At 70.8% G+C, this 17,010-nt stretch carries 11 protein-coding genes and 1 pseudogene; 4 read left to right on the forward strand and 8 right to left on the reverse strand.

Annotation, left to right across the window (positions count from 1 at the left end; all coding sequences use genetic code 11):
- Positions 1-90: 90 nt before the first annotated feature.
- Positions 91-3,117 (reverse strand): excinuclease ABC subunit UvrA, encoded by a 3,027-nt coding sequence (gene uvrA, locus IE265_RS14760; protein WP_190035996.1) that lies wholly within the window; start codon positions 3,115-3,117, stop codon positions 91-93.
- Between the two features lie 224 nt (positions 3,118-3,341).
- Between uvrA and IE265_RS14765 the strand changes: the two genes are divergently transcribed.
- Positions 3,342-4,064 carry a maleylpyruvate isomerase family mycothiol-dependent enzyme gene (locus IE265_RS14765; RefSeq protein ID WP_190035997.1) on the forward strand — a complete coding sequence of 241 codons (723 nt, stop codon included), beginning with the start codon at positions 3,342-3,344 and terminating at the stop codon, positions 4,062-4,064.
- A gap of 10 nt (positions 4,065-4,074) precedes the next feature.
- A complete protein-coding gene (locus IE265_RS14770; RefSeq protein ID WP_190035998.1) occupies positions 4,075-4,731 on the forward strand; it encodes an MBL fold metallo-hydrolase in 657 nt (218 codons plus the stop codon).
- 384 nt (positions 4,732-5,115) lie between these two features.
- Here the strand turns inward: IE265_RS14770 and aroQ are convergent, their stop codons facing one another.
- Entirely contained in the window at positions 5,116-5,589 is a 474-nt protein-coding gene (aroQ, locus tag IE265_RS14775; protein WP_190035999.1) for a type II 3-dehydroquinate dehydratase, read from the reverse strand.
- A 276-nt stretch (positions 5,590-5,865) separates the two neighbouring features.
- Between aroQ and IE265_RS14780 the strand changes: the two are divergent.
- Positions 5,866-7,104, forward strand: a pseudogene (locus IE265_RS14780) (MFS transporter); the annotation flags it as partial.
- Positions 7,105-7,342: 238 nt separating this feature from the next.
- Here IE265_RS14780 and IE265_RS14785 read toward each other — a convergent pair.
- From IE265_RS14785 to IE265_RS14810, 6 genes are all read right to left on the reverse strand, one after another.
- Positions 7,343-8,443 carry a calcium:cation antiporter gene (locus IE265_RS14785; RefSeq protein WP_190036000.1) on the reverse strand — a complete coding sequence of 367 codons (1,101 nt, stop codon included), beginning with the start codon at positions 8,441-8,443 and terminating at the stop codon, positions 7,343-7,345.
- Between the two features lie 139 nt (positions 8,444-8,582).
- Positions 8,583-9,596 carry a TerC family protein gene (locus IE265_RS14790; RefSeq protein ID WP_190036001.1) on the reverse strand — a complete coding sequence of 338 codons (1,014 nt, stop codon included), beginning with the start codon at positions 9,594-9,596 and terminating at the stop codon, positions 8,583-8,585.
- Between the two features lie 294 nt (positions 9,597-9,890).
- Positions 9,891-11,942 (reverse strand): TerD family protein, encoded by a 2,052-nt coding sequence (locus IE265_RS14795; RefSeq protein WP_190036002.1) that lies wholly within the window; start codon positions 11,940-11,942, stop codon positions 9,891-9,893.
- A gap of 46 nt (positions 11,943-11,988) precedes the next feature.
- On the reverse strand, positions 11,989-12,567 hold the full coding sequence (locus tag IE265_RS14800) for a TerD family protein (RefSeq protein WP_190036003.1): 579 nt from the start codon (positions 12,565-12,567) through the stop codon (positions 11,989-11,991).
- A 140-nt stretch (positions 12,568-12,707) separates the two neighbouring features.
- Positions 12,708-14,849 carry an excinuclease ABC subunit UvrB gene (gene uvrB / locus IE265_RS14805; protein ID WP_190036004.1) on the reverse strand — a complete coding sequence of 714 codons (2,142 nt, stop codon included), beginning with the start codon at positions 14,847-14,849 and terminating at the stop codon, positions 12,708-12,710.
- 39 nt (positions 14,850-14,888) lie between these two features.
- On the reverse strand, positions 14,889-15,752 hold the full coding sequence (locus IE265_RS14810; RefSeq protein ID WP_190036005.1) for an MHYT domain-containing protein: 864 nt from the start codon (positions 15,750-15,752) through the stop codon (positions 14,889-14,891).
- A 277-nt stretch (positions 15,753-16,029) separates the two neighbouring features.
- Here IE265_RS14810 and IE265_RS14815 point away from each other — a divergent pair, with 277 nt between their 5' ends.
- Positions 16,030-16,902 carry a glycerophosphodiester phosphodiesterase gene (locus tag IE265_RS14815; RefSeq protein ID WP_190036006.1) on the forward strand — a complete coding sequence of 291 codons (873 nt, stop codon included), beginning with the start codon at positions 16,030-16,032 and terminating at the stop codon, positions 16,900-16,902.
- Positions 16,903-17,010: the final 108 nt, after the last annotated feature.

The raw sequence follows: 17,010 nt of genomic DNA on the forward strand, positions 1-17,010 counted from the left end.
GTGGGGCGCCGCACGTGGGGCCGAAGTGCCGACCGGGCCCGGACACCAGCGCGTCGCCGCGCCTCGCGCCCGGTCGGCGAAGCTCCGGGCTCAGGCCTTGCGGGCCCGGGTGGTCTTCTTGGCCGGGGCCTTCTTGGCTGCCGTGGACCTGGTGGTCCCGGCTGCGGACGTCCGGGCCGTGGCCGTCTTCTTCGCCGGCGCCGAGCGGGCGGCGACCGCCTTCTTCGCGGCCGCCTTGCGCGGCGCCTTCACCTCCCGCGAGGCGTCGCTGACGCGCTCGGCGCCCAGCACCTCGCGCAGGAACTTGCCCGTGTGGCTGGCCGGGACCCCGGCGACCTCCTCGGGCGTGCCCTCGGCGATGACGAGGCCGCCGCCCGCGCCGCCCTCGGGTCCCATGTCGACGACCCAGTCCGCGGTCTTGATGACGTCGAGGTTGTGCTCGATGACGATGACCGTGTTGCCCTTGTCGACCAGTCCGGACAGGACGACCAGCAGCTTGCTGATGTCCTCGAAGTGCAGTCCGGTGGTCGGCTCGTCCAGGACGTAGACCGTGCGCCCGGTGGACCGCTTCTGCAGTTCGCTGGCGAGCTTGACCCGCTGGGCCTCGCCGCCCGACAGCGTGGTCGCGGACTGGCCGAGGCGCACGTAGCCGAGGCCGACGTCGTTGAGCGTCGTGAGGTGGCGGGAGATCGCCGGAACGGCCTCGAAGAAGTGCATGGCCTCCTCGATCGGCATGTTCAGGACGTCGGCGATGGACTTGCCCTTGTAGTGGACCTCCAGGGTCTCCCGGTTGTAGCGGGCGCCGTGGCAGACCTCGCACGGGACGTACACGTCCGGGAGGAAGTTCATCTCGATCTTGATCGTGCCGTCGCCCGCGCAGTTCTCGCAGCGGCCGCCCTTGACGTTGAAGGAGAAGCGGCCGGGCATGTAGCCCCGCACCTTCGCCTCGGTCGTCTCCGCGAACAGCTTGCGGACGTGGTCGAAGACGCCCGTGTACGTCGCCGGGTTCGACCGCGGCGTGCGGCCGATGGGCGACTGGTCGACGTGCACGACCTTGTCGACGAGGTCGTCGCCGTCCACGCGCGTGTGGCGCCCCGGAACGCTCCTGGCGCCGTTCAGCTCACGGGCCAGGTGCGTGTAGAGGATGTCGTTGACCAGCGTCGACTTGCCGGAGCCGGAGACTCCGGTGACGGCGGTGAGCACACCCAGCGGGAACGACACGTCGATGTCCTGCAGGTTGTTCTCCCGGGCGCCGTGCACGGTGAGCAGCCTGGAGGGGTCGTGCGGGCGCCGGATGTCGGGCAGCGGGATGGCCTTCTTGCCCGACAGGTACTGGCCGGTCTGCGACTCCTCGTTGGCGAGCAGCTCCTTCAGGGAGCCGCTGTGCACGACCTTGCCGCCGTGCTCGCCCGCGCCGGGACCGATGTCGACGATCCAGTCGGCCACCTTGATGGTGTCCTCGTCGTGCTCGACGACGATGAGCGTGTTGCCCATGTCGCGCAGCCGGACCAGGGTCTCGATCAGCCGGTGGTTGTCGCGCTGGTGCAGGCCGATGGACGGCTCGTCGAGCACGTACAGGACGCCGACGAGTCCGGAACCGATCTGGGTGGCAAGCCGGATGCGCTGGGCCTCGCCCCCGGACAGGGTGCCCGCCGCGCGGTTGAGCGACAGGTAGTCGAGGCCGACGTCGACGAGGAAGCGCAGCCGCTCGTTGACCTCCTTCAGGACGCGCTCGGCGATCTTCTTGTCGCGCGCGTTGAGCTTCAGCCGGCCGAGGAAGTCCGCGCAGTCGCTGATGGACATGGCCGCGACCTCGGCGATCGACTTGTCCATGACGGTGACCGCGAGGACCAGCGGCTTCAGGCGCGTGCCCTGGCAGGTGGGGCAGGGCACCTCGCGCATGTAGCCCTCGAAGCGCTCACGGCTCGCGTCGCTCTCGGCCTCGCCGTGCCGCCGCTTGACGAAGGGGACGGCCCCCTCGAAGGGCGTGGTGTAGACGCGCTCCCTGCCGTACCTGTTCCGGTAGCGGACCTCGATCTGCGTCTTGTGCCCGTACAGCAGCGCCTTCCGGGCGCGCTGCGGCAGGCCGGCGAAGGGGATGTCGGTGCGGAAGCCCAGCGCGTCCGCGAGGGCGCCGACGAGACGGCCGAAGTAGTCCTTGGTGTGTCCGTGGGACCAGGGGTGGATGGCTCCCTCGTCGAGGGACTTGTCCTCGTCCGGGACGATCAGCTCGGCGTCGACCTCCATGCGCGTACCGATGCCGGAGCACTCGGGGCAGGCGCCGAACGGCGAGTTGAAGGAGAAGGAGCGGGGCTCCAGCTCCTCGAAGGACAGGTCGTCGTAGGGGCAGTACAGGTGCTCCGAGTACATGCGCTCGCGCTCGGGGTCGTCGGCCGGGAGGTCGACGAAGTCGAGCACGACCATGCCGCCGGAGAGTCCGAGGGCGGTCTCCACCGAGTCGGTCAGGCGGCGCTTGGCGCCCGCCTTGACCGTGAGGCGGTCGACGACCACCTCGATGGTGTGCTTCTCCTGCTTCTTCAGCGTGGGCGGCTCGGTCAGCTGGACGGTCTCGCCGTCGACCCTGGCCCGGCTGTACCCCTTGGTCTGGAGCTCGGCGAAGAGGTCGACGAACTCGCCCTTGCGCTCGCGCACGAGCGGGGACAGGACCTGGAAGCGGCTCCCCTCCGGCAGCTCCAGGACCTTGTCGACGATGGCCTGCGGCGACTGGCGCGTGATGGGGCGGGCGCACTCGGGGCAGTGCGGCTTGCCGATGCGCGCGAAGAGGAGCCGCAGGTAGTCGTAGACCTCGGTGATCGTGCCGACGGTCGACCGCGGGTTGCGCGAGGTCGACTTCTGGTCGATCGAGACCGCCGGGGAGAGCCCTTCGATGAAGTCGACGTCGGGCTTGTCCATCTGACCGAGGAACTGCCGGGCGTACGAGGAGAGCGACTCCACGTAGCGCCGCTGCCCCTCGGCGAAGATCGTGTCGAAGGCCAGCGAGGACTTGCCCGACCCCGACAGGCCCGTGAAGACGATGAGCGAGTCGCGCGGGAGGTCGAGCGAGACGTTCTTGAGGTTGTGCTCGCGCGCTCCACGGACGATGAGACGGTCGGCCACGCCGGTCCGCACCTTTCTTGAGAAGAAGTGACAGGGGCCGCGGCCCCGTCTTTTTCAGACTAGGGGGAGCCACTGACAACGCCGGTCTGGTTTCCCTGGTTGGTAACAATCCCGGACCTTCAAGAATGCCCGACGCCGCACCCGACCATATAGCACGTGCATTCGATTTACGGGGGTCACCGACCGCCTTCACCCGAACGTGTGGCGGAGCTATCGTCGGACCCATGAACGATCATGTGCGCGACCTGGCATCCGTACGGAAAGCGACGGAGCGGCTCCTCACCGCGGTCGCCGGTCTGGACAACGCCTCCGCGGCCGAGCCGTCACGGCTTCCCGGCTGGAGCCGCGGCCACGTCCTGGCCCACCTGTCCCGCAACGCGGACGCCCTCGTGAACGTCCTGGAGGGCCGGCCGATGTACGTCTCGGGCGATGCCCGGGACGCCGACATCGAGCGGGACGCCCCGCGCCCCCTGGACGCCCAGCTCGCCGACCTGCGCGCCAGTGGGGCCCGCTTCCAGGAGACGGGCGCCGCGCCCGCGGACTGGTCCCGCACCGTGGAGCTGCGCAACGGGGTCACGGACACGGCCTCGCGGGTGCCGTTCCGGCGGTGGATCGAGATCGAGCTGCACCACGTCGACCTGGGCATCGGGTACGGGCTCGACGACCTGCCGGACACCTTCGTGGAGCGGGAGATCGAGTTCCTCACGGACCGCTTCGCCGGCCACCCCGACGTCCCCGCGACCCGTGTGACGGACGGCACGCGCGCGTGGATCACCGGCCGACCCGCCGGCCCCGGCCCGGCGGGGGCCGACCTGGCGGCCGGCAGCGGGGTGGAGCGGACCGTCGGCGGACCCGCGCCCGTGCTGCTCGGCTGGCTCGCGGGCCGGCACGACGGCTCGGGGCTGCGTGTGGACGGCGGCCCGCTTCCCGCCCTCCCCCCGCTATAGGCTGAGTCGCATGACGTACAGCGGAGCGGTGACGGTCGGCGGCCCTGCGGACGTGCACGAGCTGCGCGACCTGATGATCTCGAAGGTCGCGGTCGGCCCGATGAACAACAACGCCTATCTGCTGCGCTGCCGCGCCACGGACGAGCAGCTGCTGATCGACGCGGCGAACGACGCCGGCACCCTCCTCACACTGATCGGTGACGACGGCATCGCCTCCGTGGTCACGACGCATCAGCACGGGGACCACTGGCAGGCGCTCGCGGAGGTCGTGTCGGCCACGGGAGCGCGTACGTACGCGGGACGGGACGACGCCGACGGCATCCCCGTACCGACGGACGTGCCGGTCGGTGACGGCGACACGATCCGGGTCGGGCGGGTGGAGCTCGTCGCACGCCATCTGGTCGGGCACACACCCGGATCGATCGCGCTGGTCTACGACGACCCGCACGGCCACCCCCATGTGTTCACGGGCGACTGCCTCTTCCCGGGCGGCGTGGGCAACACCCGCAAGGACCCGGTGGCGTTCGCCAGCCTGATCAACGACGTCGAGACGAAGATCTTCGACGCGCTGCCCGACGAGTCCTGGGTCTACCCGGGGCACGGCGACGACACGACGCTCGGCGCGGAGCGTCCGCACCTGCCGGAATGGCGCGCCCGGGGCTGGTGACGGGCCCGCCGCGCCGAACGGGCATCGAACCGGCCTGGCGCGCAGCCGCCTCGGCCTGACGCCCCGTACGGACAACCACCTCGGAGGCCTCCGAGGTGTCCGTGCGGGGCGTCCCGCCGACCCCGTGCCGGAGGGCGCGCGAACCACGGGGCCGCGCGCCCCGTGTGAAGCGCGCGCACATACCCGCCGCGCGCGTGCGCTCCCGGCGGCCGGGTGCGCACGGTGCACTGGACGCAGTCCCGCACAGGATGACGGCTCCTGCGCGGACGGGTCGCCGGCCCTCGTTCTCCGCCCTCGGCCGGCGGCCCCGCCCGGCAGCGGTGGCCGACGTCCGGCGGCCACCGCCCGGCCGGGTGCGTACGGGCCGGTGCTCCGGACGTGCCGTCAGGCCGTCGTCCGCCCCGCTCCGGCCAGCGCGGCGACCCGCTCCACACCGAACACGTAACCCTGTACGCCGCAGCCCGCGATGACCCCGTCGGCGCGCAGCGACACGTACGAGTGGTGCCGGAACTCCTCGCGCCGGTGGATGTTGGAGATGTGCACCTCCAACACGGGCAGTCCGTCGCAGGTGTTGAGCGCGTCCAGGATGGCGACGGAGGTGTGCGAGTAGGCGCCCGGGTTGATCACGATCCCGGAGTGGCCGAGGCGTGCCTCGTGGATCCAGTCGACCAGTCGGCCCTCGTGGTTGGACTGGCGGAAGTCCACCGTCCCTCCGTGCGCGGCCGCCGCCTCGGCGCACATCGCCTCGACGTCGGCGAGCGTGTCGGAGCCGTAGATCTCCGGCTGGCGCTGCCCCAGCAGGTTCAGGTTGGGGCCGTTGAGAATCATGATCGGGGCGTTGGCGAGGGTGCGGGGCACGGTTCCTCCGGTCCGTTCGGCTGGTTCGGCCCGTTCGGGACCGCTGCTCGGACCCCGGTCTATCACGGTGCGCCGACAGCGGAACGGCCCCCACCCTCCTGCCCCGCCCTCCTGGGACGACGGCGCCCGCGACCCCCGAGTCCCGTTCCGGCGACGACCGGCCCCGGCGCCCCGTAACCCGCCGTGACCACGGGCGGTTGACGCGGCATGCACCGTGTACGCACCGCGAAGAGCCCCCAGAACCCTCAGCGAGCCCAGGGCCCTCAGGGTCCGTCGATGCTGCGGCTCGCGACGGCCTCGCTCGCCGGGACCGCCATCGAGTTCTACGACTTCTTCGTCTACGGGACGGCCGCCGCACTCGTCCTCGGGCCGCTGTTCTTCCCCACCTTCTCCCCGGTGGCGGGCACACTCGCGGCCTTCGGGACGTTCGCGGTCGGCTTCGTGGCGCGGCCGCTGGGGTCGGTCCTGTTCGGTCACATCGGCGACCGCCACGGCCGTCGGCCCGTCCTCGTCGCCTCGCTGCTGCTGACCGGCGCCGCGACCGTCGCGGTCGGCTGCGTACCGACGTACGAATCCATCGGGACGGCCGCTCCCGTGCTGCTGCTCGCACTGCGGTTCCTGCAGGGGCTCGGGCTCGGCGGGGAGTGGGGCGGGGCGGTGCTGCTCACCGCCGAGCACGCCCCGGCGGACCGGCGGGCCCTGTGGTCGAGCTTCCCGCAGATCGGTCCCGCCCTGGGTTTCCTCCTCGCCAACGGAGTGATGCTGACGCTGTCGGCGACGCTCACCGAAGCCCAGTTCGCCTCCTGGGGCTGGCGGGTGCCGTTCTGGGCGGCGGGGGTGCTCGCCGCGGCGGGGCTCTGGCTGCGCTCCTCCCTGGTGGAGAGCCCCCGGTTCCTGGAACTGCGCGAGCACGCGCGCATGCCGCTCGCCGAGGTGGTGCGGGGCCACTGGCGCCTGGTCCTGCTGACCGCCGGGGCGCTCTCGGTCGGATACGCGGTGTTCTACACGGTGACGACCTGGTCGCTCGCCCACGCGACCGAGCGGCTCGGCGTGAGCCGTACCGTCATGCTGGCCTGCGTCATGGCCGCCGTCGTCGTGAAGGGCGCGCTGACACCGTTCGCGGCGATGCTCGGGGACCGCTACGGGCGGCGGCCGCTGTGCCTCGTGGGCTGTACGGCTGCGGCGGTGTGGATATTCCCGCTGATCGCGCTGCTGTCGACGGGCGAACCCCCGCTGATGTTCCTCGGCTTCCTGGTGGCCCTGGTCGCGTTCGTGACGATGTTCGCCGTGATCGCCGCGTACCTGCCGGAGCTCTACGAACCGCGGGTGCGCTGCACGGGCGCCGCCGTGGGCTACAACCTGGGCGGAGTGCTCGGGGGCGCCCTCACCCCGATCGTGGCGACGGCCGTGGCCGAGCGGAGCACGGGGGTGCCCTGGGGAGTGGCCGCCTATCTGACGGCCGTGGCGCTGCTCAGCCTGGGGTGCTTCGCCCTGCTGCCGGAGACACGGCCGGTCGGCGGGACGCCCGCGGGTGGGGGGATGGGGACCGCCGGGTCCGGGGCGGGGTCGGAGGCCGGTCCGGAGGCGGTGTCCTCGGGGGCGGGTGCGGGGGCGGTGTCCTCGGGGGCGGGTGCGGGGGCGGTGTCCTCGGAAGCCGGTGCGGGGGCGGGACCGGAACTTGGCTCGGGGGCGGGGGCGGGCTCGGGCTCCGGGGCGGGGGCGGGCACTGGGGCGGCCGGCGGGCAGGCCGTCGTCAGGGGTTGACCGCGAGTTCCAGGTACGCGGCCAGGAGCACCAGGTGGACTCCGCCCTGGAGCGGGGTTGCCCGGCCGGGGACCACGGTGAGCGAGCTGACCACCACGGTCAGGGCGAGCAGCACCATGTGGATGGGACCGAGGCCGAGGACGAGGGGGCCGGAGAGCCAGAGCGAGGCGACGGCCACGGCGGGGATGGTCAGGCCGATGCTCGCGATGGCCGAACCGAGCGCGAGGTTCAGGCTGGTCTGCACCCGGTCCCGGCGGGCGGCGCGGATCGCCGCGATGGTCTCGGGGAGCAGTACGAGCAGGGCGATGATCACACCGACCACGGCGTGCGGCATACCGGCCGCCTCGACCCCCGACTCGATCGTGGGCGACACGCCCTTCGCCAGGCCGACGACTCCGACGAGGGCCAGGCCGAGCAGTCCCAGACTGGTCATCGTGGTCCTGAACGAGGGAACTCCGGCGTGCTCGTCGACATCGATGACCTTGCCGTGCCGGGTGATCGGCAGGAAGTAGTCGCGGTGCCGTACGGTCTGGGTGGTCACGAACAGCCCGTACAGGACCAGTGAGGAGAGGGCCGCGAAGGTGAGCTGGGCCGTGGAGAACTCGGGCCCCGGTTTGCTGGTGGTGAACGTCGGCAGCACCAGGCTGAGCGTGGCGAGGGTCGCCACGGTCGCGAGGGCGGCGCCGGTGCCCTCCGCGTTGAAGACCGCCAGCCCGTGGCGGAGCGAGGCGACGAGCAGACTGAGCCCCACGATGCCGTTGCAGGTGATCATCACCGCCGCGAACACCGTGTCCCGGGCGAGAGTCGAGCTCTTGTCGCCGCCGTCGGCCATGAGGGTGACGATCAGCGCGACCTCGATGATCGTGACGGCCACCGCGAGGACCAGTGAGCCGAAGGGTTCACCGACCCGGTGTGCGACGACCTCGGCGTGGTGGACGGCCGACAGCACCGCTCCGGCCAGTACGAGGGTGACCACGGCGACCACCGGGCCCGGCAGGTCGCGTCCCCAGGTGAACACCAGGAGCACGATCGCTATCACGGGCACGAGGGCGGTCCACTGCGTCGCGAGTGTCCGGAGCCGAGCGATCATGCAGCGATCGTCGCAGGAGCCCGTGGGCCCCGCACGCCGGTGACACGGCGCTCGGGCACACGGGCGGACAACGGGAGCGGTGGCCGGCGATGCGCCGGACACCGCTCCCGATGGGTGTCGCCTCTTCGTCCGAACGCGGTCAGACGTCGATGCTGTCCTTGCGGACGTCCTCGTCCTTCGGGTCCCCGTCGGTGACGGCGGTCTCCTCGGCGGCCTGCTTCCTGGTGGCCATCAGGCTGGTGATCGTGGTGATCACCAGGACGGCGCAGATCACACCCAGCGAGACCGGGATGGATATCTCCGGAACATGGACGCCCGACTCGTGCAGTGCGTGCAGCACGAGCTTGACGCCGATGAAGCCGAGGATGACCGACAGGCCGTAGCTGAGGTGGACCAGCTTCCTTAGCAGTCCGCCGATCAGGAAGTACAGCTGCCGCAGGCCCATCAGCGCGAACGCGTTCGCCGTGAAGACGATGTACGGGTCCTGCGTCAGACCGAAGATCGCGGGGATCGAGTCGAGCGCGAAGAGCACGTCCGTGGTGCCGATCGCGAGCATGACGACCAGCATCGGCGTCATGACGCGCTTGCCGTTCTGCTGGATCCACAGCTTGGTGCCGTGGTACCGGTCGGCCACACCGAAGCGGCGCTCGGCGGCCTTGAGCAGGCGGTTCTCCTCGAACTCCTCGTCGTCGGCGTCCGCCCTGGCCTCCTGGATCAGCTTCCAGGCGGTGTAGATGAGGAACGCGCCGAAGAGGTAGAAGACCCAGGCGAAGCTGGCGAGGATCGCGGCACCCGCGGCGATGAAGATCGCGCGCAGGACCAGGGCTATGAGTACGCCGACGAGGAGCACCCGCTGCTGGTACTGCGAGGGCACCGCGAACTTCGCCATGATCAGCACGAAGACGAAGAGGTTGTCGACGCTCAGCGACTTCTCGGTGATGAAGCCGGCGAAGAACTCGCCGGACGGCTGCCCGCCACCGAACACGAGCAGTCCGAGTCCGAACAGCGCGGCCAGGGCGATCCAGACCACGGTCCAGATTCCGGCTTCCTTGATGGACACGTCGTGCGGCTTGCGGCCGATGAAGAAGTCGACCGCGATGAGGGCCGCGAGGCCCACGATCGTCAGGACCCAAAGGGTCACGGAAACATCCACTGCGCCTCCGGCAGTACGTAACGGCAAATGTCAGCGTCGTCGCTGCCGGAGGTCTCTTCCACCCGCTGCGTCCTGGGCGCTCGATGCGCCCCGATCCGTCGCGGGCCGACGCCCCGGGATCTGGCCAGATCCGTATTGACGGGTACGCCGCAGTAGGTAGGGAGTACTCCCCTCCGTGCGGACGACAGTACCCCAATCACCAAGGAAAGGTAAAGAGATTGGTAAAGGCAAGTACAAATATGCAGTTCAGGAGGCTTGACGATCTCTTGGGGAAGGGTTGGGAGGCGGCCGGGGTCAGCGGTTCCAGGAGCGGCGGGCCGCCGCGACCTGGGTCAGTACGTGCTGGAGGACCTGGCTGCCGTTCGGCACGCGTGAGGGGTCGTAGGTCCACGCGTGGCCGACCCACGGGTCGGCGAGGTGGTCGTCCGGCACCGGGGTGAGACGCAGCAGCGAGCGCCACAGCGGGTCGAGCAGCGGCCCGTACGCGGACGCGTCCTCCCGGTCGGCCACCAGCATCAGGTGGACGCCGACGGCCGGTCCCTCGTCCGCGAGGTAGCGCAGCTGGGTGACGGCTCGGTCGTCGAAGCCGTGCGGGAAGTCGTTGACGATGACCAGCTGCTCGGCGGTGTCCAGGTCCGGCGGGAGCGAGTCGGCCGCGCCGCCCCGGATCGCCATCTGCACCAGGTCGACGCGCTGGGTGAGTCCGGCCAGCACCTCGTTCACGCCCGCGGCGCCCACTGCGGGCGGTGCGGCGAGCACTCCGGTGCTGGTGAGCGGAGCCAGCGCCGTGGCGCCCGAGCCTCCGGGATCTATGACGTGGACGGCGTAGTCGCCCGCCGGGTAGACCGCGAGCAGCCGGGCGGCGTGCGCCACGGCCGTCTCCATGGCCAGGCGGCGCCGTTCGTCCGAGTCGGCGATCGAGGCGTCGACGGAACCGGCACGGCCGCTGTCGATCCACAGACCGCGCTCCAGCGGCAGCCGGACCAGCATCGGAATGCTCAGGCCGGCGCTCTCGGGCAGGTGCAGATCGCCCAGGCGCAGGGCCATGGGGACCTCCATCGGCACCCGGTAGCCCTGCCAGACGGGGTTGTCCCAGCGGGCGAACGCGGGCGGCAGCGCGGGTTCGACCACCTCGGACTCGGCGGTGAGCTGGGCGAGGTCGCGGTCGAGCGACTCCCGGGCCCGGTCGACCAGTTGCGAGTGCTTGGCGCGGGCCGCCTCCCGTGCGGCGTCGCCCTGCCCGCCGATGCGGCTGCGGGGGTCGGACAGGACCTTGTCCAGCTCCTGCTCCATGCGCGACTCGGCGAAGTCGACCGCACTCCGGTACGCGGCAGCGCTGCGCGCCAGGTCCTCGAACATGCCCCACACCTGGTTGTACAGGCGCTCCTCCATCGACCAGCCGGTCGCGTCGCCCGCGACGGGCTGGGCGGGCTGTCCCGGCTGGGCCGGGGGCGCGGTGGGAGGGGGCGGCGGCGGGGCGGCGGGCTGCCGGCCCGGGTGGCTGTAGTTGACGGGCCCGCCCACCCCGGCGGACGGGGTGACGGCCGAGGGGTCCGCCTGCCCCGGTCCCGAGGGGTAGCCGGACGGGGGCGCCCCGTGTCCTGTGGTGCCGGCCCCCGAGGGCCCCGCGGACCCGGAGGTCTGGCCGCCCGGGTGGCCGTGCTGCGGCGGCACCTGGCCGTGGACGCCCTGGGGCGCGGTGCCGCCCTGGTCCTGGCCGCGCACCGGGGTCGCGGCCTGCCGCGACCGGTCGCCGTCGGCCGTGCGCGGCGGAGGCGCGGCCACGGATCGGGCGAGGCCCTGGGCGACGGCCTCGTTGATGGTGCCCGCGAGCTGGTGGGCCTGGGGCAGCCCCTGGTCGGTGAGGAGTTCGGCGAGGCCGCCGGCGTACCCCTGGCCTATGGCCCGCACCTTCCAGGCGCCCTGCCTGCGGTAGAGCTCCAGGGCGACGACGGCCGACTCGGCGTCGAGTCCCGTGATCGTGTAGCTGGCGACCTCGGAACCGTCGAGTCCGGTGACCGCGACGAAGGGCGCCGCGACGGCCCCGAAGCGGACCGGGCCGCCGACGCCGGACGGCAGCGCGAGCAGCACGCTCACCCGGTGCACGGACTCCGGCAGCGCGTCCAGGTCGCAGGCGAGACGGTGATCCGCCGCCGCCTGCTTGGACACCTCGATGCCGGGCAGCGTGGGTGACCCGGGGTGGGCCACCCACTCGACGCCGTGCACCGCGCCCTGCTCGTCGCTGAGCGTGGCCCCCGCCACGATCGGTTTCCCGGCCGACACCCGGATCTCGATTCGCGCTTCTGGGAGCGGATGGTTCTGCCCCCGGACCAGCTCAGCCGTCATTGCCTTCGTTCCCCCTATGTGTTCTCGTACCCCGGTGCCCGACTGCCTACAGGTGCGGCAGGATCGCCGGCATCAGGTCCTGGAAGGTGCGGCCGTTGGCCGGCGTGCCGAGTGCGGTCATCTGCCAGCCCGCGCCCGCGCGGCTCACCTTCGCCATGATCTGCGCCGTGTACTGACCGCCGCCGGCCAGGGTGTAGCGGGCCAGCTCCTGGCCGTTGGTCTCGTCGACCAGACGGCAGAACGCGTCCTGCACCTCCTGGAACGTCTGGCCCGTGAACGAGTTCACGGTGAAGACGATCTGGTCGATGTGGACCGGGACGCGCGCGAGGTCGACGAGGATCGCCTCGTCGTCGCCGCCCTGGCCCACGCCGCCGACGAGGTTGTCACCGGTGTGGCGCACGGAGCCGTCGTCGCTGACGAGGTGACGGAAGAACACCACGTCGACGGGCTGCTTGTCCGCGAAGAGCACGGCGGACGCGTCGAGGTCGATCTCCCGGGTGCGAGAGCCGAACAGACCACGTCGCGGGGCCGCCTGCCAGCCGAGCCCCATGCGGACCGCGGTCAGCGTGCCCCCGTCGTTCTTCTGCAGACTGATGGCCTGACCCTTGGTCATGTTGACCGTCACGCGCTGTTCCCCTCTCGAACTGTCCCCTGTTGCCGCAGAGTCCTGCGGTTGACCAGCAAGACTACGCAGGGCCACTGACAACGCCGAACCCTGGTGCACACTTTGTGTCGGTCTTGCAACACACCGCGCCGCCCGGAGCCTCAGGCGATACCGGCTTCCTTCATCTGGCGCAGTTCCTTCTTCATTTCCGACACCTCGTCGCGCAGCCGTGCGGCGATCTCGAACTGGAGGTTGGTGGCGGCCGCCCGCATCCGCTCGGTCATCTCCTCGATCTGCTCCGCAAGTTCCGCACCGGGGCGGTCGGTGGGCACGGTCGCCCCGCCCTTGGCCGCCTTGGAGCCCTTCGCGGCCTTCGCGGCCTTGGAGCCGAGCGCGGGGACGGGGGCCTTGGCCGCCTTGCCGTCCGCGGACCTGCGGTATCCCGAGCCGAGCAGCTGCTCGGTGTCGACGTCCTCGCGGGCGATCTGCGCCACGATGTCGTTGATCTTCTTGCGCAGCGGCTGCGGGTCGATGCCCCGCTCCGTGTTGTACGCGACCTGCTTCTCCCGGCGGCGGTTGGTCTCGTCGATGGCTTTCTCCATCGCCGGGGTGATCTTGTCGGCGTACATGTGGACCTGTCCGGACACGTTGCGTGCCGCGCGGCCGATGGTCTGGATGAGCGAGGTGCCGGAGCGCAGGAAGCCCTCCTTGTCGGCGTCGAGGATCGACACGAGGGAGACCTCGGGCAGGTCGAGGCCCTCCCTGAGGAGGTTGATGCCGACCAGGACGTCGAACTCGCCGGCCCGCAGTTCGCGCAGCAGCTCGACACGGCGCAGGGTGTCGACGTCGCTGTGCAGATAGCGGACCTGGATGCCCATCTCCAGGAAGTAGTCGGTGAGGTCCTCGGCCATCTTCTTGGTGAGCGTGGTCACCAGGACGCGCTCGTCCTTCTCGGTGCGCTTGCGGATCTCGTGCACGAGGTCGTCGATCTGGCCCTCGGTCGGCTTGACGACGACCTCGGGGTCGATCAGGCCGGTGGGGCGGATGATCTGCTCGACGAAGCCGTCGCCGCGGGAGAGCTCGTACTTGCCGGGGGTCGCGGACAGATAGACGGCCTGGCCGATGCGCTCCTGGAACTCCTCCCACTTCAGGGGCCGGTTGTCCAGGGCGGAGGGGAGCCGGAAGCCGTGGTCGACGAGGGTCCGCTTGCGGGAGGCATCGCCCTCGTACATGGCTCCGATCTGCGGGACCGTGACGTGCGACTCGTCGATGACGAGCAGGAAGTCGTCCGGGAAGTAGTCCAGCAGCGTGTTCGGCGGGGAGCCGGGCTCGCGGCCGTCGAAGTGCATCGAGTAGTTCTCCACGCCGGAGCAGGAGCCGATCTGGCGCAGCATCTCCAGGTCGTAGGTGGTGCGCATGCGCAGCCGCTGGGCCTCCAGGAGCTTGCCCTGCTTCTCCAGCTCGGCGAGGCGGCCGCCCAGCTCCTTCTCGATGTCGTTGACCGCGCGCTCCAGTCGCTCGGGTCCCGCGACGTAGTGGGTGGCCGGGAAGACGTACAGCTGCTGGTCGTCGCTGATGATCTCGCCGGTGAGCGGGTGCAGCGTGGAGAGCGCCTCGATCTCGTCGCCGAACATCTCGATGCGGACGGCCAGCTCCTCGTACACCGGGAAGATCTCGATGGTGTCGCCGCGGACGCGGAAGGTCCCGCGCGTGAAGGCCAGGTCGTTGCGGGTGTACTGGATGTCGACGAAACGCCGGAGCAGGTCGTCGCGGTCGATCTCGTCGCCGACCTTGAGGTTGACCATGCGGTCCACGTACTCCTGCGGCGTGCCCAGGCCGTAGATGCAGGAGACCGAGGCGACCACGACCACGTCGCGGCGGGTCAGCAGCGAGTTGGTGGCGGAGTGGCGCAGCCGCTCCACCTCCTCGTTGATCGAGGAGTCCTTCTCGATGTAGGTGTCCGACTGGGGGACGTACGCCTCGGGCTGGTAGTAGTCGTAGTACGAGACGAAGTACTCGACCGCGTTGTTCGGCAGCAGCTCGCGGAACTCGTTGGCCAGCTGGGCGGCCAGGGTCTTGTTCGGTGCCATGACGAGCGTGGGGCGCTGGAGCTTCTCGATCATCCACGCGGTGGTCGCGGACTTGCCCGTGCCGGTCGCGCCGAGGAGGACGACGTCCTTCTCACCGGCGCGGACGCGCCGCTCGAGGTCGGCGATGGCAGCGGGCTGGTCGCCGCTGGGCTGGTAGGGGCTGACGACCTCGAAAGGCGCCACCGTGCGTTCGATCTTGGATACGGGCCGCATGGATCCACCGTACGACTCCGCACTGACAACGGGGACGGATCACCAGCTCTGCGGGGTGCGGGACCCCGGGCGCCGGGCGCTTCGGCGCTGTCCCGACAGCGGGCGGCGGCCGGTGTGGCGGACCATGTGGGCCGGTATCCCCGGCTTCTGCTCGACGGAGCTCCAGTCGGGCTTCCCCATGATCATCAGCGGGTCGAACATGACGACCACGGCGGCGAGCAGCAGGAAGGCCAGCGGGCCGATCATCAGGGGTGCCAGCAGGGTCGTCGGCGACTCTCCGGCGGGGGCGCTCGACGTGCTGTGCAGATGGACGCTGAGGGCCGCCATGCCCGTGTAGTGCATGCCGCTGACGGCGAGCCCCATGACGAGGCTCGCGCCCACGGTCCACAGGAAGCCGCGCACCTGCCCCGCCGCCCACAGGGCGGCTATCGCGGCGACGACGGCTATGACGACCGAGGCGGCGACGGTGAGGGTGTTGTACTCCAGCTTCCCGTTGAGCCGCATGCCGGCCATGCCCAGGTAGTGCATCGAGGCGATGCCGAGGCCCGTGATGGTGCCCCCGGTGAACAGGGCCGTTCCGGAGGCACCCCGGTAGCCGACGATGAAGATCCCCACGCCGACCATGACGACGGCGACACCGAGGCTGGCGAAGGTCATGGGCTGGTCGTAGCGGACCGGGGTCTCGTGGACCGAGAAGCCCATCATCGCGATGAAGTGCATGGTCCAGATGCCGGAGCCGATCGCCGCCGAGCCGAGCGCCAGCCAGCCGGCCCGCCAGGAACGGGTGACGAGCATCGACCTCGTCGTGCAGCGCAGCCCCAGCGCCCCACCGAGGCAGGCCATGAGGTACGCCACCACGGGCGTGACGAGTCCGTAGCTGAATCCGTCGACCGTGCCTTGCATGCGCGGTTGCCCTTCCGCCCTGTTACTTCCTGAAAATCATGAAATGCCCCCCGTCCCAGGACCGCCTCGGCGGCCGTGGATGACGCAGAGAGTATGACCCTCGGCGGAACGCTCGAACGATTATCCGGCAAAGAATCACGTCCTTGCCGCAGTTGTGCGGCACACGTGATCGGACTTGGGCAACTCCATTCAATTTGTGGCCATCCTGTACTCCCCTGCTGTTGACCCTCCGCTGTCACTCTTGGACTGTCCGTGATCGCTCACGCAAGGAGTACGTATGCACGCGCGCGCCGCCGTCACGACCACCGCGCTCCTGGGAGCCTCCGTCCTCGCCCTTCCGTCCACGGCCGCCCACGCGGACACGGGCACCGAGCGGCCCTCGGTCGTCGCCCACCGCGGCGCCTCGGCCTACGCGCCCGAGAACACCCTGGCCGCCGTCGACAAGGCGGACGCCCTGGGGTTCGACTGGGTCGAGAACGACGTCCAGCGCACCAGGGACGGCGTACTCGTGGTGATCCACGACGACAGCCTCGCCCGCACCACCGACGTGGAGCGCCTCTTCCCCCGCCGGGCCCCGTGGAAGGTCAGGGACTTCACCGCCGCGGAGATCGCCCGTCTGGACGCCGGCAGCTGGTTCGGCGCCCGGTACGCGGGCGCGCGCGTGCCGACGCTGAAGCAGTACATGAAGCGGGTCTCGCGCAACCACCAGAAGCTCGTACTGGAGATCAAGAACCCCGCCCTCTACCCGGGCATCGAGCGGGAGACCCTGAAGGTCCTCGGCAACGAGGGGTGGCTGGCGCCCTCCCACGTGCGGAACAGGCTGGTCGTCCAGAGCTTCAGCACGAACAGCGTGCGGACCGTGCACACGCTGCGGCCCGACATCAAGACGGGCTTCCTGGGCACGCCGAAGGTCTGGGAGCTGCCGGCGTACGCGCGGTTCGCCGACCAGGTCAACTCGTCGCACACGACGATCTCCCTCGGCTACGTCGCCGCGCTGCACGGACTCGAAGGACCCCACGGCCGTCCGCTGGAGATGCTCACCTGGACCGTCGACACGGCGGCAGGCGCGCGGCGGGCGGCGGGGCTCGGCGTGGACGGCGTCATCACCAACAAGCCGGACGTGGTGCGCGCGGCCCTGCTCCGGGGCTGACGCACGGACCGCCGGGCGGGGCGGTCGGCCGCGTCCGTGCCCGCCCTGCCGGGTGCCGTCGCCGGTGGTCCGGACGCCCGTGGGCGCCCCGGGCCACCGGCGTTGTCA

This window comes from Streptomyces fructofermentans (genome assembly GCF_014651055.1).
Classification (GTDB): Bacteria; Actinomycetota; Actinomycetes; order Streptomycetales; family Streptomycetaceae; genus Streptomyces; species Streptomyces fructofermentans.